The sequence below is a fragment of the Nocardioides sp. genome (genome assembly GCF_024509035.1).
In the GTDB taxonomy this organism is placed as follows: domain Bacteria; phylum Actinomycetota; class Actinomycetes; order Propionibacteriales; family Nocardioidaceae; genus Nocardioides.
In genome coordinates, this window is sequence record NZ_JANINT010000436.1 from 1 (window position 1) to 17746 (window position 17746).

23 protein-coding genes are annotated in these 17746 nt (G+C 72.8%); 12 read left to right on the top strand and 11 right to left on the bottom strand.

Annotated elements, in window-relative coordinates:
- Positions 1-173 precede the first annotated feature (173 nt).
- The gene (locus tag Q0L15_RS23410) at positions 174-2159 is read right to left on the bottom strand and encodes a clostripain-related cysteine peptidase (protein WP_296607257.1); all 1986 of its coding nucleotides are present in this window, start codon (positions 2157-2159) and stop codon (positions 174-176) included.
- Between the two features lie 71 nt (positions 2160-2230).
- Positions 2231-3109: a DICT sensory domain-containing protein gene (locus tag Q0L15_RS23415; protein ID WP_296607258.1), complete on the bottom strand. Its 879-nt coding sequence runs from the start codon at positions 3107-3109 to the stop codon at positions 2231-2233.
- Positions 3110-3177: 68 nt separating this feature from the next.
- On the opposite strand from Q0L15_RS23415, the gene Q0L15_RS23420 reads away from it, so the two are divergent.
- The 3 genes from Q0L15_RS23420 (at position 3178) to Q0L15_RS23430 (ending at position 5037) form a co-directional block, all read left to right on the top strand.
- Positions 3178-3408 (top strand): hypothetical protein, encoded by a 231-nt coding sequence (locus tag Q0L15_RS23420; RefSeq protein WP_296607259.1) that lies wholly within the window; start codon positions 3178-3180, stop codon positions 3406-3408.
- A gap of 103 nt (positions 3409-3511) precedes the next feature.
- Complete coding sequence (locus Q0L15_RS23425) at positions 3512-3697, top strand: hypothetical protein (protein ID WP_296607260.1); 186 nt, start codon at positions 3512-3514, stop codon at positions 3695-3697.
- A 35-nt stretch (positions 3698-3732) separates the two neighbouring features.
- Positions 3733-5037: a hypothetical protein gene (locus Q0L15_RS23430; protein WP_296607261.1), complete on the top strand. Its 1305-nt coding sequence runs from the start codon at positions 3733-3735 to the stop codon at positions 5035-5037.
- Between the two features lie 123 nt (positions 5038-5160).
- Here the strand turns inward: Q0L15_RS23430 and Q0L15_RS23435 are convergent, their stop codons facing one another.
- Positions 5161-5586, bottom strand: a complete 426-nt coding sequence (locus Q0L15_RS23435; protein ID WP_296607262.1) for a hypothetical protein — start codon at positions 5584-5586, stop codon at positions 5161-5163.
- A complete protein-coding gene (locus tag Q0L15_RS23440) occupies positions 5583-5873 on the bottom strand; it encodes a YiaA/YiaB family inner membrane protein (protein WP_296607263.1) in 291 nt (96 codons plus the stop codon). The genes Q0L15_RS23435 and Q0L15_RS23440 overlap by 4 nt, the downstream gene beginning before the upstream one ends.
- Before the next feature lie 76 nt (positions 5874-5949).
- On the opposite strand from Q0L15_RS23440, the gene Q0L15_RS23445 reads away from it, so the two are divergent.
- Positions 5950-7101: a DUF5931 domain-containing protein gene (locus Q0L15_RS23445; RefSeq protein WP_296607264.1), complete on the top strand. Its 1152-nt coding sequence runs from the start codon at positions 5950-5952 to the stop codon at positions 7099-7101.
- Positions 7098-7724 carry a response regulator transcription factor gene (locus Q0L15_RS23450; protein ID WP_296607265.1) on the top strand — a complete coding sequence of 209 codons (627 nt, stop codon included), beginning with the start codon at positions 7098-7100 and terminating at the stop codon, positions 7722-7724. Before Q0L15_RS23445 ends, Q0L15_RS23450 begins: the two co-directional genes overlap by 4 nt.
- A gap of 24 nt (positions 7725-7748) precedes the next feature.
- Here Q0L15_RS23450 and Q0L15_RS23455 read toward each other — a convergent pair whose 3' ends face one another.
- Positions 7749-8051, bottom strand: a complete 303-nt coding sequence (locus Q0L15_RS23455) for a hypothetical protein (RefSeq protein ID WP_296607266.1) — start codon at positions 8049-8051, stop codon at positions 7749-7751.
- Positions 8052-8192: 141 nt separating this feature from the next.
- Between Q0L15_RS23455 and Q0L15_RS23460 the strand changes: the two genes are divergently transcribed.
- Together Q0L15_RS23460 and lepB are read left to right on the top strand one after the other, a co-directional pair.
- Positions 8193-8786: a DUF6448 family protein gene (locus Q0L15_RS23460; RefSeq protein ID WP_296607267.1), complete on the top strand. Its 594-nt coding sequence runs from the start codon at positions 8193-8195 to the stop codon at positions 8784-8786.
- A 10-nt stretch (positions 8787-8796) separates the two neighbouring features.
- A complete protein-coding gene (gene lepB / locus Q0L15_RS23465; RefSeq protein WP_296607268.1) occupies positions 8797-9375 on the top strand; it encodes a signal peptidase I in 579 nt (192 codons plus the stop codon).
- Here the strand turns inward: lepB and Q0L15_RS23470 are convergent.
- Positions 9263-9970, bottom strand: a complete 708-nt coding sequence (locus Q0L15_RS23470; protein ID WP_296607269.1) for a Crp/Fnr family transcriptional regulator — start codon at positions 9968-9970, stop codon at positions 9263-9265. The genes lepB and Q0L15_RS23470 overlap by 113 nt on opposite strands.
- 146 nt (positions 9971-10116) lie before the next feature.
- On the opposite strand from Q0L15_RS23470, the gene Q0L15_RS23475 reads away from it, so the two are divergent.
- Together Q0L15_RS23475 and Q0L15_RS23480 are read left to right on the top strand one after the other, a co-directional pair.
- A complete protein-coding gene (locus tag Q0L15_RS23475; protein ID WP_296607270.1) occupies positions 10117-10437 on the top strand; it encodes an STAS domain-containing protein in 321 nt (106 codons plus the stop codon).
- A 97-nt stretch (positions 10438-10534) separates the two neighbouring features.
- Positions 10535-11410, top strand: coding sequence for an AraC family transcriptional regulator (locus Q0L15_RS23480; protein ID WP_296607271.1), 876 nt, complete (start codon positions 10535-10537; stop codon positions 11408-11410).
- Between the two features lie 7 nt (positions 11411-11417).
- Here the strand turns inward: Q0L15_RS23480 and Q0L15_RS23485 are convergent, their stop codons facing one another.
- From Q0L15_RS23485 to Q0L15_RS23495, 3 genes are read right to left on the bottom strand one after another with little or no spacing between them, the layout of a single operon-like run.
- Complete coding sequence (locus Q0L15_RS23485) at positions 11418-11885, bottom strand: SRPBCC domain-containing protein (protein ID WP_296607272.1); 468 nt, start codon at positions 11883-11885, stop codon at positions 11418-11420.
- Complete coding sequence (locus tag Q0L15_RS23490) at positions 11882-12541, bottom strand: dihydrofolate reductase family protein (RefSeq protein WP_296607273.1); 660 nt, start codon at positions 12539-12541, stop codon at positions 11882-11884. The genes Q0L15_RS23485 and Q0L15_RS23490 overlap by 4 nt, the downstream gene beginning before the upstream one ends.
- A gap of 1 nt (position 12542) precedes the next feature.
- Positions 12543-12881 carry a metalloregulator ArsR/SmtB family transcription factor gene (locus Q0L15_RS23495; protein ID WP_296607274.1) on the bottom strand — a complete coding sequence of 113 codons (339 nt, stop codon included), beginning with the start codon at positions 12879-12881 and terminating at the stop codon, positions 12543-12545.
- Between the two features lie 131 nt (positions 12882-13012).
- On the opposite strand from Q0L15_RS23495, the gene Q0L15_RS23500 reads away from it, so the two are divergent.
- Genes Q0L15_RS23500 through Q0L15_RS23510 form a run of 3 tightly spaced genes read left to right on the top strand, consistent with a single transcriptional unit; the run spans position 13013 to position 15383 of the window.
- Positions 13013-13648, top strand: a complete 636-nt coding sequence (locus Q0L15_RS23500) for a DUF4956 domain-containing protein (protein WP_296607275.1) — start codon at positions 13013-13015, stop codon at positions 13646-13648.
- Positions 13645-14463, top strand: coding sequence for a polyphosphate polymerase domain-containing protein (locus Q0L15_RS23505; protein ID WP_296607276.1), 819 nt, complete (start codon positions 13645-13647; stop codon positions 14461-14463). The genes Q0L15_RS23500 and Q0L15_RS23505 overlap by 4 nt, the downstream gene beginning before the upstream one ends.
- Positions 14460-15383, top strand: coding sequence for a phosphatase PAP2 family protein (locus Q0L15_RS23510; protein ID WP_296607277.1), 924 nt, complete (start codon positions 14460-14462; stop codon positions 15381-15383). Before Q0L15_RS23505 ends, Q0L15_RS23510 begins: the two co-directional genes overlap by 4 nt.
- Here Q0L15_RS23510 and Q0L15_RS23515 read toward each other — a convergent pair.
- The gene (locus Q0L15_RS23515) at positions 15373-16071 is read right to left on the bottom strand and encodes a type 1 glutamine amidotransferase domain-containing protein (RefSeq protein ID WP_296607278.1); all 699 of its coding nucleotides are present in this window, start codon (positions 16069-16071) and stop codon (positions 15373-15375) included. The genes Q0L15_RS23510 and Q0L15_RS23515 overlap by 11 nt on opposite strands.
- 189 nt (positions 16072-16260) lie before the next feature.
- Positions 16261-17625 (bottom strand): hypothetical protein, encoded by a 1365-nt coding sequence (locus Q0L15_RS23520; protein ID WP_296607279.1) that lies wholly within the window; start codon positions 17623-17625, stop codon positions 16261-16263.
- Positions 17626-17746 lie beyond the last annotated feature (121 nt).

Here is a 17746-nt window from a genome sequence, read left to right on the forward strand (position 1 = left end):
GGCGCCGCGGGCGCCGCGGGCACGGGGGCCGCGAGGCCCACCACCACCGCGACGGTGAGGACGACGACGCTGACCGCATGCCCGAGATGCATGCGGTTCAGTGTGCCTGACGGCTCCCCGCCGCCTGGGATCCGCAGCCGGGTCGGCGCGCGGTGGGCCGACCGGCCCCGCGACTACGGCACCTCGACCAGCGAGCTCAGCGTGCTGGAGTTGCCGCCGAAGTCGTAGAGCGTGAGGTCGGCCTGGATGGTCGTGCCGGGGTCGAGGGGCACGAACTCGTAGGTCAGGTTCGCGACGTCGGCGTAGAGCCCGACGTCGGTCGTGGCCTCCCAGACCTGCTCGCCGTCGGCGCCCACCGTCAGCACGTCGGGCACGATGACGCCCTCCGGGTCGGGGGCGAGCTCGCCGTACCCGCCCGACTCCTCGTCGTAGATGTAGATGGTCTCGCTGGTGAACTCCCCGGCCTCGATGTCGAGCACCAGGGAGAGCTGGGCATCGAACGGGTGCCTGCCGCGCGGGTCGGTGGAGGCGTAGTAGGTCAGCGGGACGTCGAAGAACGCGGTGCTGAGGTCGTCGCTGAGGTCGAGCGCGACGTAGGCGTAGGCCCTGTCCTCACCGTCGCTGATCTGCATCGCCGTGAGGTCGTAGTTGCCGGAGGCCTCGGGGGCGGCGCCATCGTCGGCGAAGTCCGCGATCTCCTCGCCGAGGTAGGTGATCGAGCCGTCGTCGTTGACCAGCGCGTAGCTGATCGTCGCCTCGGTGATGTTCTCCAGGCCTGCCGGGTCGAAGGTGCCGGTCAGCGTGATGCTGCCGTCGCCGTCGAAGCTGACGTCGGGGCCGTCGGCGGGGTCGGTGAACGCCGCCTGCTCGGCGACGGGGATCGCCTCGCCCGCGGAGTAGTAGGCGTCCAGGAAGCCGGCCCAGTCGCCCGACGTGGGCACCGCGGAGTACGCCGGGTCGGCGAGCCCGGGCACCGGCGGGAGGTAGATCGACAGGCCGGTGGCACCGGCGGTGCCGATCCCGTCGACGGTCTCGACCACGGCCTCGTCCAGGGCGGCGACCACGGCGTCGGCCGGGTCGGCCACCTCGGGGGCGGACTCGCCGATCGCGGCGGCCAGCAGGCCGAGGTCGCTGAGGTGCTTGTCCTGGGTCTCGTCGGGACTCTTGCCGAAGGCCAGCGTCGTGGCCTCCGACTGCCCGACGACGGGCGCGACGTCGGTGGAGGACTCGGTGAGCGCCGTCGCGAAGTCGCTGACCGCCTCGTCGACGGCCGCCATCTCGGTCAGGTCGACCAACGCCAGCGTGATCTGGTCCTGGGTGCCCTGCTCGGCCGCTTGGCCGGCGAAGCCGGTCAGGATCTCCGCGCCGAGGTCGTCCGCCGTCGCGTCCGGGTCCTCGGCCAGCAGCTGGAGGGCTCCGTAGTCCCAGCCGTGCCCGGGCTCGAGCTCCTGGGAGGCCACCAGCCGGTCGGCGAGCGGCGCGACGGCGCTGGCCACCTCGTAGTTGGCCATCAGGCACGCGTCGAAGCCCAGCAGGTCCAGCTTGTCGACCCCCGCCTGCTCGAGCCCGGACGAGATCGCGTCCGTGATCTCGGCGAGGTCGAGCACGTCGTAGTCACTGCCCTCGTCGGGCCCGATGCCGGGCCACGAGGCACCGTGATCGGAGATCACCAGCGCGTAGTGACCGGCACGGTGCGCCTCGATGCCGTCGGCGATGAACGACGCGAGCACCGCGGGATCCGCGGAGTCGACGTCGCCGAGGTCCTCGACCACCTCGGCGGTGCCGTCGGCGCCGAGGTCCAGTACCCGCGCGCCGACCCAGCTGCCCTGGTCGAGCAGCTCGTCCTCGCCGTACTCCGCCGAGCGGTCGATGAACTCGCGGATCTGGAGGTGCTCGTTGGAACCGACCGCGCCGAGCTCGTTGACGTCGGCGACCATGAACGGCTCGAGGTTGGTGTCGGCCATCGAGTAGTGCAGGACCGTCCACCCGTCGCCCTCGCGTCCGGTGTGCGCGGCCTCGGCGGCCGGCGCCGGGTCGTCCTCACCGCCGGAGCCACCGGTGCACGCCGTGGCGAGGACGACGAGGGTCAGCGCCAGGGCCGGCGCCAGGGCCGGGCGGCGGGCTGAGGGCAGGCGTCGGCAGGGACGTGCGAGGGACACGAGGCGAAGACTAGGTCCGCGGACGGACCGCGTCCGATGATCGGAGGATCCCATCGGCGCGGGCTAGACGACTACCTCTGGGGGCGCCGGGACGCGGCGTCGCCGTAGGCGACCACCCGGTTGAACAGCGCGGTCACCGCAGCCGTCTCCGGACGCGCGGAGATCTCCGCCGCGGCCAGCTCGGCCGCGACCTCCGCCGCGCCGGTCGCGCCGGCTCCGGCGGCCATGCCCGCGCACACCCGGGCCGCCCGCCGGGTCACGGCCGGGTCGACGGTCCAGACGCTCTCGAAGACGCGCTCGCGGTCGGGCACGTCGTCCTGCCCGGGCAGCTCCCAGGCCGCCAGGACCGCTGACAGCTCGGGTGAGTCGCAGACCAGCACCCACTCCCGGCGCATCGGGGCGTCCTCGGCCAGGTGCACCTCCACCGGTCGTGCCCCGGGGTCGACCTCGCCGAAGTCGGCGTACACGAAGGCCGCGCGGGCGACGCGGCTCAGCTCGCGCCAGCGTGGCCGGGACGGCTCGAAGAACTCTCGACGCTCGAAGGCCCCGAAGAGGTAGGGGCGCGTCGCCTTGGCGCAGAACTCGTCCTCGATCGCCCAGGAGAGCGCGACGAGCGAGGACTTGCGCAGCCGGTGGACGGCCAGGTCGGGGTGGCGCCGGGTGAGCTCGGCGAAGACCGAGGCCGCAGGTGGCCCGGCGGTCTCGACGAACCGGGCCTGGGCCTGCTCGATCGCGACGTCGAGACGAACGCCGTCGTCGCGGCGGCGCAGCACGTCCTCCACCACGGCCACGTCGGTGGCGCGGTAGCGACGGTGACCGCTCGCCAGCCGCATCGGGACCGGGAACCCGTGGCGCTGCTCCCACATCCGCAGGGTCGCCGGGGCGACACCGGTGCGCTGGGCGAGGTCGCCGATGGAGAGGGTCACCTCTTGCGCAGAACTCAACGTCATGTTGATAATCGTATCGCAAATCTCAACACCATGTTGAATATGACGCCGGCGGACGCCGGGAGGACGCGATGACCCACCCACCCTCTCCCGAGGAGCTCTACGACGCGACGATCGCCGCCGCGTGGCGCCTCGCCTGCTGCGTGCACGGCGCCGGTCCGCGGGCCGAGGCGGCCGTCGCGCAAGCCTTCGCCGAGGTCTCCCGCGTGTGGCCGCAGGACCTCGGCGAGGGCCGCGTGCGCGTCCTCGCCCTGATCTCGCGGCATGCCGACCTGCCGGCAGGCGCGACCCCGGCGGCCTGACACGGCCGCGGAGCGAGGCTGGAGGACGTCTGCACCGGGACTTTGGTCCCTGTCGTGGCCATCACACCGACCTGACACTCGACGTACGACGAAGGAGGCCACCATGGCGATCCGGCACCCGAGCTGGCCCGAGGACCTCCTGGCGCGCCTCGAGACCGGCACGCCGACCGGCGATCCCGTCGTCGACACCGCGTGCCGGGCTCTCCTCGCGACCGGGATGACCCCGCGCGCCATCGTGACGGTGCTCGTCGAGCTCGGCCGGAAGCGCCCGATGGCCCGGACGGCCTGACCCGGCCGGCCCGCTCGCTCGCGTAGCCTCGAGGAATGTCTCGGGGGCGATGGTGGACGGTCGGCTCACTCGTGGGAGCGCTCGTCATCGCCGCCGGCGGCGTCGCCTGGTGGCAGCACGACGACGGTCCCTTCACGCACTCGCTGGTGCGCTTCGACGACGACCGGGGCGAGGCCAACCGCTACACGAACCTCGAGGACGGCGCCGCCCAGCTCTCGGTCGGGTCGCCCGACGGCCACGAGCTCGTCGTGCAGTGGCGCGACCCCGACGGTCACGGCTGGACCGCCCCGGAGACCGTGTGGACCGACGGCCAGAACCTCGCCATCGAGAACACCGTGCGCTACGGCGGCGGCACGGTCGCGATCGTGGAGACCTACACACCCGACACCAGCGACGACAGCGACATCAACGACGTGCTCGTCTCGATCGTGTGCCGCGACCTGACCTGCGACGCCACCGACGAGGGCGGGGTGGACTCCGAGGCCCAGGTGACCCCCGACGGCGGCCTGGTCTACGTCGGCGACACCGAGCGCCACGTGCAGCTGTGGTCTGCGGACGGCGGCTTCCGCGCGGTGCCGTGGTCCGGTCATCCCCGGTACGACTACCCCCGACTGGTCGTCTCCAGTCCGGTGCTCGCCCCCGACGGCTCGCTCCGGGTGGTGAGCGGGCGGTTCTCCGCAGGCGCCTGCACCTTCGAGCTGCTGAGCAGCCCGCGGCGGTCCGCAGACCTCACCTCGGTCGCTCGGCGCACCCAACCCTTGCGCGGCGACCTGCAGTCCGACTGCCAGACCTACGTGGACACCTTCAGCACCGACTGGGTGGCCGTGCACTCCTTCGACCACCGGGCCTCGGACTTCTGGTTCGTGCGCGACGGCGACACCTGGACCACCACGCGCCACGACCCGAGCGGCCTGGAGGCCATCGACGTCCGGCGCACGGAGTGCTGCGACACCGGGGTCATCGGCTTCGTGCACTGGAACGACGTGGCCTACGGCTCCCCCGACGGCCGACGCCTCCAGGTGCAGACCCACCTGCTCGGCGACGAGCGCTGGAGCGAGCCGCGGCTCCTCGAGGGCGCACCTCCGGGCTACCGGTGCACCTGGCTCGACGGGCACGATCTCGCCGAGGGGTTCCTCCTCGTGATGACCTGCCACGAGGAGGGACACCGCGTGCGCGACCCGTTCACCGGCGATGCGTACGCCGTCGCGGCCTCGACCGACCTCGAGCACTGGGACACGGCCTGGGTCGCCGACGTGCACCGGGACCCCGAGGTCAGCCACGACGGGCTGCGCCTGGGTCGGCTCACCTGGACCGCCGACGCGGGGTTCGAGACGCACTGAACCGAGACCTCGCACGACAAGGCCCCGGCGCACCGCCACTGCGTAAGGGCGATCCCGAGGCCTGTCGACTGCTGATGTCTTGAATACTCCGAACCCAGGAGAAATGGAAGGATCGGCCCGTTTTCAATCACCCGTCCCGCAGTAGCCGTCCTCGTCGCCCGGCGACCCGACGCGGCAGTACGAGCCTCGTGCCGCAGCGGTCGTGACCGCGAGGGTGACCAGGGACGTCGTCAGGAGGAGGACGCCGGCCACCACGAGGACCGCCGGGCGCCGGCGCACCCGGGCCGCGGAGACGGCCCGGACGAGCACGACCACCCCGACCACGGCCAACCCGAGCTGCGTCAGGCCGCCCAGCGTGATCCAGCGGGAGGTCGCGGCGCAGGGCGGGCAGCCCGCGGCGCTGCAGCTGTACTCGTTGGTGCAGTCGGTCATCACCCCGAACCCGACGGCGGCCCAGCCGATCGTCCCGAGCGCCAGGCAGGTCGCGACCGCCAGCACGACGAGGACGACGCCGGCGACGAGCACGACCCGCCGGACGACCGGGGTCAACCGACCTCCTTCCACGGGTTGTGCTCGGCCAGGATCCGGTCGATGCGGGCCTGGTCGAGCCGGGAGACGACGTACTGCGTCTCCTGCGCGTCGCGCACGCACTTGGCGAGCGTGAACGCGGAGGTGGTCAAGAAGAGCGTCCCGAGGGCGAGGAAGGCCCGGGGCCACGGGTCGCTCGGGAGGTAGAAGATCGCCAGCAGCATCGTGAGCAGCGAGACCCCGAAGGCGATGGCGGCCTGGGCGAAGAAGGCGTTGGTGTTCTTGGTGGTGGGTGCGTTGGTGTCCATGGCTCCATCCCATCGCCGACCGGGGCACGCCGGCATCGGTACGCGTACTCAGATCGGGAGTGCGACACTGCGGCGCGTGAGCACTCCGAGGGCCGCCGGTACCGGGCACTCCCCCGCCGCGGTCGCGGTCGAGAACCGGTTGTTCCGCGCCCTGGCGGTGCTGCGGGTGGTCGTGCTGCTCAACACCGTCGGGCTGAGCATCTACCGGTCCGATGACTTCACCCGTCCCGGACTCGGCGCCGCCTGCTTGGCGGTGATGACGACCTGGACGGTGCTGGTGATCCGGGCCTGCGCCGAGCCGCGACGGCGTACGCCGCTCGTTCTCGGCACCGACCTGGTGCTCGCCCTCGGCGTGCTGCTGCTCTCGCCGGTGGCCAAGGGCGAGGACTTCACCTCGAGCCTGCCCGGCTTCTGGATCGTCGGCGCCCTGCTGAGCTGGTCCATCCACTACCGCTGGCGGGGCGGACTGGTCGCCGGCGCCCTGCTCGCCGCGGCCGACCTCACCCTGCGCCAGGACGTGACGCAGTCCGACTACGGCAACGCCTTCTTGCTGGTGATCGCCGGCCCGATCGTGGGCTTCATGAGCGGCTCGGTGCAGCAGATGGCGACCGAGCGCGAGGTGGCCGAGCGCGCCGCCGCGATGGCGGCCGAGCGAGCGCGACTGGCACGCGCGGTGCACGACGGGGTGCTGCAGGTGCTGGCCCTGGTCCAGCGCCGGGGACGTGAGCTCGGCGGCCCGGCCGCCGAGCTCGGGGACCTCGCCGGCCAGCAGGAGCGCGAGCTGCGTCGCCTGATCCGCACCCAGGACGACCTGACGCCGGCCACGGAGGGGACCCTGGACCTGGTCGCCGAGCTGACGGCGCTCGAGAGCCGCTACCCCGTCACGGTCTCGACGCCGGGCCGGCCCGTCGAGGTGCCGAGCGCGACCGCCCGCGAGCTGGTGGCGGCCGTCGCGGCCTGCCTGGACAACGTGCGCGCCCACGTCGGCCCGGACGCCCCGGCGTGGGTGCTGCTCCAGGCCTTCTCGGACCGCGTCGAGCTGTCGGTGCGCGACGACGGACCCGGCATCCCCGCGGGACGCCTCGCGGAGGCCGCCGCCGAGGGGCGCCTGGGCGTGACCGGCTCGATCCGCGGCCGGCTCGCCGACCTCGGGGGGACCGCCGTCCTCACCACCGGCGACTTCGGGACCGAGTGGGAGCTCGTGGTGCCCGTAGGGTCAGGCGCATGAGCATCCGGGTGATGGTGGTCGATGACCACCCGATGTGGCGCGAGGCGGTCGAGCGCGACCTCACCGAGGCCGGGCTCGAGGTCGTCGCGACCGCCTCCGACGGCCGCGAGGCGCTGGCCCGGGTGCCGGCCGCCCGCCCGGACGTCGTGCTGCTCGACCTGCAGATCCCCGCGCCGGACGGCGTCGCGGTGACCGCGGCGATCGCCGAGCAGCTGCCGCAGACGCGGGTGCTGATCCTCTCGGCGTCCGGCGAGCAGGCCGACGTGCTCGCCGCGGTCAAGGCGGGCGCCACCGGCTACCTGGTCAAGTCGGCCTCGCGCGAGGAGCTCCTCGACGCCGTACGCCGCGTCGCCGAGGGTGACGCGGTCTTCACGCCGGGTCTCGCGGGCCTGGTGCTGGGCGAGTTCCAGCGCGAGACGGTGGAGACGCCGCTGACCGAGCGCGAGACCGAGGTGCTGCGGATGGTCGCCAAGGGACTGTCCTACCGCCAGATCGCCGAGCGGCTCGTGGTCTCCCACCGCACCGTGCAGAACCACGTGCAGAACACGCTGCGCAAGCTGCAGATGCACAACCGGGTCGAGCTCACCCGCTACGCGATCGAGCACGGGCTCGACCAGGCCTAGGAGCGACTCCTCGCCTCAGCTCACTCACGCCGGCCGGCGCCGGCGCGGCACCCGGGTGAGCTCCGTGGGTGGCCATGCGCGTTCGGCGTCGAGGACCTCGACCCACGCACCCGCGGGGTAGGTCTGGGCGACGCCCGTGGTCGCCGGCTTCCAGAGCAGCACGTCCGCGCCCGCGTCGTACCGCTCGCGGGTGCGGCGGAACGTGTGGACGTAGACGACCAGCGCCTCACCCACGCGCTCGCAGGAGTAGTCGACCCAGCGCGACTCGCCCGGGATCGCGCGCCAGTGGTCCGTGCGCTCTCCCGAGGTCCGCACGGTCACGCTCACCCGGCCACGGTAGCCGCGACCCGGACTTGACCTCGGTCAAGGCGGATCGGGTCGCGCGGGGCTGTGATGGAGGCGTCCGGACGGACACCCGGCCCCCGTCACCACTCGGAGCCGGCAGAGCGAGACCACAAGGAGATCGACATGACCCTGGCACTGGCCCTCATCGCGTTCGCGATCACGCTGACGGTGGTCGCGCTGGCACCCCTGCGCGCCAGCGCCCACTGCGACACGATGGCCGGACCCACCGCACAGGACGGCCTGCGCGCCCTGGAGACCGGCAACCTCGCGCTGGCCTCCAAGTGGGTCCCGGCCGCCGCGGAGTCGGAGCTGCGGGAGGTCTTCGAGGCCGCCCGAGCCGCCCGCGACCTCGGCCCGGCCGGTCAGGAGGCGGCCGACCACTGGTTCGTCGAGAACCTCGTGCGGATCCACCGGGCGGGTGAGGGCGCGGGGTTCTCGGGGGTCCAGCCCTACGGCGTGCCCGTGGACGAGCGCGTCGCCGCCGCCGACCTCGCCGTCGACTCGGGCGACCTGGCTCCCCTGAGGGGGCTGGTCACCGAGGAGCGCTGGCCCGAGCTCGATCGGAGGTTCGCGCTGGTGCGGGAGCGCTCGGGCTACGACGTCACCGACGCCGAGCAGGGCCGGTCCTACGTCGAGGCGTACGTCTCGTTCTTCAAGTACGCCGAGGGCCACGACCACGCGCACGACCACGCGCACGACCACGCGCACGCGCACTGAGGTCGGCACGGTGGTCACGGTGCTGGCACCGGTGGCGGTCGCGGTGGCGCTCGCCGTCCTCCTCGGGCGCCTGGCCCACCAGCGGCTGGGGTTCGTGACCGTGGTGGAGTCGGTGTCGATGGCGCCGGCCCTCACACCGGGTCAGCGGGTGCTGACCCTGCGCGCCGTGGCCACCCGCGCCCCGCGCCGCGGCGACGTCGTGGTCGTCGAGTCCACCGAGGTCGGCCGGCCGGTCGTCAAGCGGGTGGTCGGGCTGCCGGGCGAGCACGTCGACGTCGGGCCCGACGGGACGGTCGTGGTCGCGGGCCTCCGCCTCGACGAGCCGTACGTCGTCCACGCGGGCGGACCGCCCGACCGGTCCTTCGACGTACCGCCCGGACACCTGCTGCTGCTCGGCGACAACCGGGCGAGATCGAGCGATGCGCGTTCCTGGCACTCCCCCTACGTGCCGGTCGGGGCCGTGCTGGGGCGGGTCGTCAGACCTCGCTGGCGAGGCCGTGGAGACGCACCCGGTCGAGGATCTCGATCGTCCGCTGCGGTCCCGAGCGGATCACCTGCGCCTCCTGCAGCGCAGCGAGGCGCCGGCTGAGCGTCTCGGGGGTGGTGCCGAGGTAGGACGCGAGGTCCTTCTTCGACGTGGGCAGGCGGAACCGTGGCGATCCGGCCTCGTCGGCCAGGTGCAGGAGCTGCTGGGCGAGCCGCTGGCCGACCGACCGGCCGGTGACGGCGGCCAGCAGCTCCTCGGCGGCGCCGAGCCGCGCGGAGACGGTCTGCAGCATCTGCAGGGCGACCGTCGGTCGCTCCACCAGCAGCCTGCGCACCCCCGCGCGGGGCACGAAGCAGACCTCGCTGGGCTGCGTCGCCACGGCGAAGTGGTCGCTGACGGTGTCGGCGAGCAGCGCAGCCTCCCCCAGGAAGTCGCCGGGGTAGAGCAGCCGCACCAGCTGCTCGGTGCCGGCCTCGGTGAGGCGGTAGGCCTTCACCTGGCCGTGGTGCACGATGTGCAGGCCCGTGCGCTCACCGGCGCCGTACACCTGGTCGTGCGCCTCGAAGTGCTGGGTCCGCGCGGTCTCCGCGATCAGGTGCTGGTCGGCCTCCGACAGCCCGGCGAAGATCGGCACCAGGCGCACGCACGCGAACCGGTGGTCGTGGGCGCCCATCTCCTCACCTCCCTCTCGATCCACCAGTCATACCCCAGCGGCGGGGGAACCCTTTCGGGTGTGGCGACCTGCTGGGGCGCGACGTACGGTGGTGATTCCGAGAGTCTCTCGTGCCGCACCACCCGAGGTGCAGCCGTTCCCGGTCGTACGTCTACGAATTCGGGGATGTCATGCCTTTCACGATCAGGGTCCTCACCCACCCGCCCACCACCGTCGTCGAGATGTCGGGCGAGCTCGACGTCGCGGCCGCGTCGGCGCTGCGCACCGCGATCACGCGCACCCTGGACGCGGAGCTGCGCGACCTGCAGCTCGACCTGCGCGCCCTGACGTTCGTCGACGCGGCCGGCCTCCAGGCGCTGGCTCGAGCCCACGCCGAGGCCCTCGTCCGCGGCGCCCGCCTCGAGGTCACCGACTGGGGCTGGGCCCTCGACCGGGTCGCCGTCGGCGCCACCGCGCGGGCGATCATCGGCGTGGCGTCCCCCGCCGCCTGACGCCCGGCCGTGCGGTCCCGCTGATCGCATCGGTCCGCGATGATCGGGTCCCGAGCGCGCGGCCTCGTCGAGGCTGGTGGCGACACGAAGGGACCCGATGATCGCCGTACTCAACCTCGTCGTCGACGACATCGAGGCACAGCTCGCCACGGACCCGGCCGCGCCGGTGGACGTCGCCTCCCTCGCCGCGCGGTCCGGCACCACCGAGCACCACCTGCGGCGGATGTTCGCCTCGCTCGCGGGCATGCCGCTCTCGGAGTACGTGCGGCGCCGGCGGATGTCGCTGGCCGCCGCCGACCTGGTGAGCGGCGGTGACGACCTGCTCACGATCGCGGTGCGGCACGGCTACGGCTCGGCGGAGGCGTTCGGGCGGGCGTTCCGGGCCGTGCACGGCGTGGGCCCGGGCGACGTGCGGCGGACGGGCGGTCCCTTGCGCACACAACCGCGGATCAGGTTCCACCTGACCGTCGAAGGGAGCGTCCCCATGGACACCCGGATCGTCCACCTGCCCGCCGTCCGTCTGGTCGGCCACGCGGCGCGCGTGCCGCTGGTCCACGCCGGCGTCAACCAGCACATCGCCGACCACGTCGCCTCGATCCCCGTAGAGGACGTCGTGGCGCTCAAGCGGCTCAACGACACCGAGCCGTCCGGCGTCCTGTCCGTCAGCGACGACCTCGACCCCGACCGCACGGAGGCCAGCGAGCTCACGTTCCTCCACGGTGTCGCCACGACGCTCGACCCGCCCGAGGGTCTCGACGTCATCGAGGCCGGCGCCGGCGACTGGGCGGTGTTCCGCACCGAGGGTCCCCACCCGCAGGCGCTGCAAGAGGTCTGGGCGGCGACGGCGACGACGTGGTTCCCCTCGCAGCCGTGGCGGCTGCGACCGGGCCCGGAGATCGTCGCGATGCTCGCCTACGACGCGACGGCGGGGAGCGCCACCTGCGAGCTGTGGCTCCCGGTGGAGCCGGCGTAGTCGTCGTCTAGTCCCGCGCGAGGTGGGCGGCCAGCATGTCGAGCAGACCGCGGCTGCCCTCCTCGCGCCCCGGCCCGTCGGCGTGGAACCGGTCGAGGAACACCCCGTGCTCGGTGTGGGTGAACCGGGTGCCGGCGGCGATCGGCTCGAACTCGAAGGACGCGACCGAGGTGGACATGTGGACCCCGTCGAGCCACATGTCGTAGGTGGTGACGATCCGGACGTGCTCGACGATGTCGGCGTACGTCGCGACGTACCGCGACACCGGGCCGTCGTGGAACGCCCCCTCCGCCACGTCGCGACCGCCGACGCGGAAGTCGAAGGCCCACTCCCCTCGCTCGAAGGTCTCGGCGTCGCCGAACCAGGCGAGCTTCTGCTCCTCCTCGGCGAACGCGGCCCAGACCCGGTCGACGGGCGCGGGGTAGTCGCGGGTCAGCGTGAAGCCCGCGTGGGCGAGGCGAGGCTCGATCGTCATGCCGTGGCTGCCTCTCGCGTGAACGTGACGTGCACGGTGCCGCTCTCGGCGACCTCGCTGCGCACCTGATGGGTCCGGTCCAGTCCGCGCAGGTCGTCCCAGAGCCGGGCGCCGCCGCCGATCAGGATCGGCGCGATGCCGACGTGCAGCTGGTCCACGAGCCCCGCACGCAGGAACGCGCGGGCGGTGCCGACGCCCCCGCCGACGCGGACGTCGGCACCGCCGGCGGCCTCGACCGCCTCGGCGAGGACCCCCTCGATCGAGCCACTGCGGAAGTGGAAGGTCGTGCCGTTGGCCATCGAGATCGGCGGACGCGGCGCGGTGTGGGTGAGCACGTAGACCGGGCAGCCGAAGGGCGGCTCGTCGCCCCACCAGCCCTGCCAGTCCGGGTCGTGAGGATGGGAGTGGAGGCCGAACATGGCGGCCCCCATGACCTCGGCGCCGATGCCCTCGAAGTACGCCGCGGCGTAGGCATCGTCGACGCCGGTCGTGCCGTCGGCGCCGGTCTCGCCGAGGACGCGGCGTCGGAACGTGCGCGTGGCGGCGTACGCCGCGGTGAGCCGGTCCCAGTCGAGGCCCATCGGGTGCTCGGCGGTCGGCTCGCCGGCGGCGTAGCCGTCCAGCGAGATGTTGAGGTCGACGCGGACGCGGGTCATGTCAGTGCTCCTTCGGGGCGGTGCGGGTCAGGTGGACGGCGAGGCGGTCGGCCTGGCCCTCGGCAGGGGTGCGCTGCTGGCCGAGCCAGAGGTGGACGACGTCGAGTGCGCCGGGTCGGAGGCTGACGGTGCGCACCCGCCCGTGCTTCTCCGAGGTCACCACACCCGCCTCCTCCAGCACCCGCAGGTGCTGCATCAACGAGGGCAGCGCCATCGCGAACGGCTCGGCGAGCTCGGACACCACGGCCGGGGACTTCGCCAAGCGCTCCACGACCGCTCGACGCGTGGGGTCCGCGAGCGCGCGGAGCACGGCGTCGAGATCGTCGTGATACTTAGGCATACACCTAACTATTGCTGAATGCGGCCGCCCGGTCAACGCGCGGACGGTGACGCGACCGCGCCAGGGCCACCCACCGGGCGGCCGGCTCGCGTTCATCGTCCCTTCATCTGCCGGTTCCTACAGTCGCGCGCATGCTCGACACCGCACTCTCCAGCGTCGTGGGCCGCCTCGGCCTCGACGTCATCGCGATCCTGGTCCTCGTCGGGATCCTCCACCGGCGCCGATCGACGCTCCCCGAGATGGCCCTGGTCCTGACGTCGCTCAACATCGGTCTGTTCGCCGCGGTCACGGTGATCGGCACCGGGGACTTCCCCACCGGCATCGGCTTCGGGCTGTTCGGCCTGCTGAGCCTGGTGCGCCTGCGCAGCGCGGCGTTCACGCTCAAGGACGTCGCCTACACCTTCCTGGCGCTCGTGCTGGCGCTGGTCAACGGACTGCCCGAGCGCGACCTGGCGCTCGTGCTCGGGCTCAATCTCGTGATCCTGGCCGCCGTCTGGGTCACCGACGACTCGCGCAGGCAGCCGACGACCCGGCGCATCCGGGTCGTGCTCGACCGCGCGGTCTTCGACGAGGTCTCCGCGCGCGCGGCCCTCGCCGAGCGGATCACCGAGCCGCCCGTCGCGGTCGTGATCGAGGACATCGACACCGTCCGCGACACGACCCGCGTCTCGGTGCTCGTGGAGTCGACGCCCGGGTGGTGGGCCACCCGCGACCAGACCTCCGTCGAGCTCGACGACGAGCTGCTCGAGCCGGGGGCCGGCCGATGACCCTCGCCGACCGTCTCCGTCTCGCGCAGCTCGCGCCGGTCGACCTCGCCACGGTCATGACGGTCGCGCCCCTGGCACGCCGCGTCGACCGCAAGTACCTCGTCCCGACCGACGACGCAGCACGGCTGGTCGCCGCGCTCGCGAAGTCCCACCGGGTCCTCCAGCTCCGCGGGCGGCGCGAGACGACGTACCGCTCGACGTACCTCGACACCGACGACCTGCTCCTGTGCCGCGCCCACCTCCAGGGACGGAGGCTGCGGTGGAAGGCGCGCAGCCGCCTCTACGTCGAGGACGCGGTGTGCCGCTTCGAGGTGAAGGTGCGCGGCGCGCGCGGCGAGACCGTCAAGCACGCGGTCGACCTCGCGCCGGACGCCTACGGCCGCTGCGGCGCCGTCGAGCGGGCGTTCATCGCCGATGCGCTCGGCGAGCGGCACGCGGCGGTGGGCGACCTGCGCCCCGTCCTGGAGATCGGCTACACCCGAGCCACCCTGGTCGACCTCGGCGAGGGCTCCCGCCTCACCATCGACCACGGCGTGCTCGGCCGGCCCACCCTGACCGGGGCACCCGTGCTCGGCGCGGGCGCCGTCTCCATCGACCGCGACCGGGTGGTCATCGAGACCAAGAGCGGCCTCCGCCCCGGCCTGGGCGACCGGCTGCTCGGCGAGATGGGGCACCGGCCGCTCGCACTGAGCAAGTACGCGACCTCCGCGGCACTGCTCGCCGACGAGGTCCCCGACAACTCCGTACGCCGTCTCGTCGGACGCGGCGTCACCGTCCACGACGAGCTCGCAGCGCTGGCCAAGGAGGCCTCATGACGACCGAGACGATCGTCCGCCCGGAGACCGCCGGCGGCGTCGCGCCCACCCCGAGGGCGCGGCGCCGTCGGCCACCGGGGCGCTACGTCGTCGTCGCCGTGCTGGCGTCCCTCGCCCTGGTCGGGGCGCTCGTCGCTCCGGCCGTGCTGAGCCTGCTCACCGACACCACGGCCAAGGACCGCGTCGCCGCGGACCCGCCGCCGAGCCTCTTCGCGGACGCGACCGTGCGGCGCGTCGACTCCCTGACCGATCCGCAGCAGACCCGGGCCACGGCGCTGATGCAGGGCTGGTGGAGCGCGCACGGGACCACCGCCGACGACGCCGCGTTCCAGAGGTTCCTGGAGGCCACGCTCCCCGGGCCGCCCACGGCTGCCCAGCGCAGCCGGGAGATGGCCGAGGTGGAGCGCCTCGACCAGCAGCGCACCGCGGCGGGCATCACCGCCGCCACCTGGCTGGAGGCACACGGCAAGAAGGACCTGTGGAAGCTGGCCGCACACGACCAGGCCGAGTACCTCTCCGGCACCTCGGGCGATGACCGCAAGAACGCCGTCGACGACCTCTTGTCGATGACCAAGACGGTCGCCGACGACCTGGGCACCACGTACCAGATGTCCGCGCCGTACGTCCTCGAGCCGTCGCTGCGCCCCGATCACTCCGTCAGCCCCGGCGACGTCTGTCCGTGCAGCTATCCCTCGCGGCACGCCTCCGCCGCGGCGGCGTCGCGCACGTTCCTCGCCCATTTCATGCCGCAGCGGGACTCCGAGTACCGCTGGTGGCAGGACCAGATCGACTACTCGCGGATCTACATGGCCGGCCACGTCGCGAGCGACATCGCGGGGGGCACCCTGCTCGGGGACATGATCGGCGAGTACTTCGTGGTCACCCGCGGGCACGCCGACCCGAGCACGTTCAGGACGTGAGCAGCCCGACGACCTTCTGCGCGGCCTCGGCACTCGACGCGGGGTTCTGACCGGTCACCAGCCTGTCGTCGACGACGACGTACGGCGCCCAGGGCTCACCGGAGGTGAAGGTCGCGCCCGCCTCGCGCAGCCGGGACTCCAGCAGCCAGGGCGCCTTGTCCGCGAGCCCCGCCTGCTTCTCCTCGGCGTCGGTGAAGGCGGTCAGCTCGCGCCCCGCGAAGAGCCAGGAACCGTCGGCGCGCGTGGCCGGCAGCAGGCCGGCCGGGCCGTGGCAGACCGACGAGACGACCTTGCCGCCGTCGAGCATCGTGGTGAGGATGCGGCCGAGGTCCTCGCTGACGGCGAGGTCCTCCATCGGGCCGTGGCCGCCGGGCACGAAGACGGCGTCGTAGGAGTCGAGGTCGACGTCGGCGAGCACCAGCGTCGACTCGAGCCGGCCGGCGAGGGCGTCGAGGGCCTTGCGCTGCTTCGCCGACTCCTCCTCGCCGATGGTGCCCGGGTCGAGGCTGCCCTCGTCCACCACGGGCGTCCGGCCCTCCGGGCTGGCGAGGTCGACGTCGATCCCCGCGTCCGCGAACACCTGCAGCGGCGCCAGCAGCTCCTCGGCCCAGAAGCCGGTCGGGTGCTGGCTCCCGTCGTTGAGGGTCCAGTGGTCGGCACCGGTCAGGACAACCAGGATCTTCGGCACGTCAGCAGCTCCTCGAGTTCGGTGGATGGGCGCCGTACGACGCCCTGCTCGACGTACCCACGCGGGGGCGGGCTCAGCCGCTCTCCGCCGCGTTTGCGACCGCGGTCACGTTGACGCAGAGGCGCGTCAGGGCGAGCAGTCGTCGACACAGCTGGTGGGACGAGGCCCATCGTCCGCCCGGGATGCCGACTATCTCCGACCGCGTGAGACCACCACGGTCACGACCCCGCCCTTGCTGGTCGCCTTCACCACGCGTCCGGCAGGCACGGTGCTGTTCGTGACCTTGCGGACGCGGATCTTCGTGCAGTGTGCTTGGCGCAGCTTGGTGCGCGCCTGGGCCAACGTCAGGCCCTTCAGCCCCTTCGGCACCTGACACGTGGCCGAGAGTCCGTCGACCTTCTCGCAGTTGGCCACGGTGTCGGAGGCGTCGGCGACCACCCGGTCGACGCCCACACCGCAGTCGATCATGTCGGGCTGACCGTCGCGGGCGTAGATCGTGTCGTTGCCGTAGGGGACGACGGTGCAGTCGTCGAGGTAGGAGCATCGCTGGGAGGTCTCGTCACCGAAGATGGTGTCCCTCCCCGGGCCACCGGTGATGATGTCGTGCCCGTATCCGCCCTCCAGCCGGTCGTTCCCCGGCCCGCCGTCGATGGTCTCGGTGCCGTCGTTGCCGGTGATCGTGTCGTCGCCGCCCTCGCCCTCGACGCGGGAGGTGCCGTAGTTCGGCAGGTCGATGCTGTCGTCGGTCGATCCCAGTGCGTAGTGCCCGGGCGCGATGGCGCTGAAGCGCTCGACGTCGATGACGTTGTCCGCCTCGCCCCAGGGTCGACCGTCGTTGGCGCGGCCGTCGAGCGTGACGGAGATGGCGAAGGCGGGGTCCTCGGTCATGGAGGCCCAGTCCTGGACGGCGTCGAAGCCCGGGCCACCGTCGACGATGTCGTCACCGACGACGTCGGGGTACGTGTCCGGCTCGAGCCAGTCGTTGCCGTCGCCTCCGCGCAGCACGTCGTCGCCGCCGTTGCCGTGGAGCGTGTCCTTGCCCGGCCCGCCGAGCAGGGTGTCCGCGAACTGCATGCCGTCGAGGACGTCATCACCGTCGCCACCGTCGAGCGTGACGTGGTTGTCGACGTCGTTGTTGGCGTAGAGCGTGTCGTTGCCGGACCCACCGAGGACGGTGATGGGCAAGGGCGGGAGCGACTCGTCCAGGAGGTCCCGGTCGTCCCTGTCGCCCAGCTCGAGACGCAGCCCCGCCGGCATGGGGCACAGCACCGCGGTGAAGTCGTCCGGCCAGGCCAGCTCACAGCCGGAGCCGGCCGTGTCGATCTGCTCGTTCGCGTCCTCGATCCGCAGCGTGCTGGCGTCGTCGCTGCTGACGGACGGCCAGTTCACGACGCCCGACGACGCCGTGTAGACGAGCGTGGAGCCCTCGAGATGGAGGGTGGCGCCGGAGCCGACGAGTGCGCGGGCATCCAGGGTGACCGTGGCGGCTTGGGCCGTGCCCGCGCTCAGGCCGAGCGCGAGGAGGGCGGTCGCCAGGCAGCGTGCAGATCTCATAGCAGGTCCGTTTCTCGGGCGAGCGTCGCGGCGCGACAGGGTCTCGACTGCACTGTGGGTCGACCACCCCGGAACGGTTCGCCGTCACCACCCGGTCTAGACCGTCGTCTCCTCCTCCCGG

What these genes read in the sequence shown, in the direction of transcription:
- Q0L15_RS23415 (WP_296607258.1), bottom strand. Translation starts at nt 3,109, where the DNA reads ATGACGTTGAGTTCTGCGCAAGAGGTGACCCTCTCCATCGGCGACCTC.
- Q0L15_RS23420 (WP_296607259.1), top strand. Translation starts at nt 3,178, where the DNA reads ATGACCCACCCACCCTCTCCCGAGGAGCTCTACGACGCGACGATCGCC.
- Q0L15_RS23425 (WP_296607260.1), top strand. Translation starts at nt 3,512, where the DNA reads ATGGCGATCCGGCACCCGAGCTGGCCCGAGGACCTCCTGGCGCGCCTC.
- Q0L15_RS23430 (WP_296607261.1), top strand. Translation starts at nt 3,733, where the DNA reads ATGTCTCGGGGGCGATGGTGGACGGTCGGCTCACTCGTGGGAGCGCTC.
- Q0L15_RS23440 (WP_296607263.1), bottom strand. Translation starts at nt 5,873, where the DNA reads ATGGACACCAACGCACCCACCACCAAGAACACCAACGCCTTCTTCGCC.
- Q0L15_RS23450 (WP_296607265.1), top strand. Translation starts at nt 7,098, where the DNA reads ATGAGCATCCGGGTGATGGTGGTCGATGACCACCCGATGTGGCGCGAG.
- Q0L15_RS23460 (WP_296607267.1), top strand. Translation starts at nt 8,193, where the DNA reads ATGACCCTGGCACTGGCCCTCATCGCGTTCGCGATCACGCTGACGGTG.
- Q0L15_RS23475 (WP_296607270.1), top strand. Translation starts at nt 10,117, where the DNA reads ATGCCTTTCACGATCAGGGTCCTCACCCACCCGCCCACCACCGTCGTC.
- Q0L15_RS23480 (WP_296607271.1), top strand. Translation starts at nt 10,535, where the DNA reads ATGATCGCCGTACTCAACCTCGTCGTCGACGACATCGAGGCACAGCTC.
- Q0L15_RS23485 (WP_296607272.1), bottom strand. Translation starts at nt 11,885, where the DNA reads ATGACGATCGAGCCTCGCCTCGCCCACGCGGGCTTCACGCTGACCCGC.
- Q0L15_RS23490 (WP_296607273.1), bottom strand. Translation starts at nt 12,541, where the DNA reads ATGACCCGCGTCCGCGTCGACCTCAACATCTCGCTGGACGGCTACGCC.
- Q0L15_RS23495 (WP_296607274.1), bottom strand. Translation starts at nt 12,881, where the DNA reads ATGCCTAAGTATCACGACGATCTCGACGCCGTGCTCCGCGCGCTCGCG.
- Q0L15_RS23500 (WP_296607275.1), top strand. Translation starts at nt 13,013, where the DNA reads ATGCTCGACACCGCACTCTCCAGCGTCGTGGGCCGCCTCGGCCTCGAC.
- Q0L15_RS23505 (WP_296607276.1), top strand. Translation starts at nt 13,645, where the DNA reads ATGACCCTCGCCGACCGTCTCCGTCTCGCGCAGCTCGCGCCGGTCGAC.
- Q0L15_RS23510 (WP_296607277.1), top strand. Translation starts at nt 14,460, where the DNA reads ATGACGACCGAGACGATCGTCCGCCCGGAGACCGCCGGCGGCGTCGCG.
- Q0L15_RS23520 (WP_296607279.1), bottom strand. Translation starts at nt 17,625, where the DNA reads ATGAGATCTGCACGCTGCCTGGCGACCGCCCTCCTCGCGCTCGGCCTG.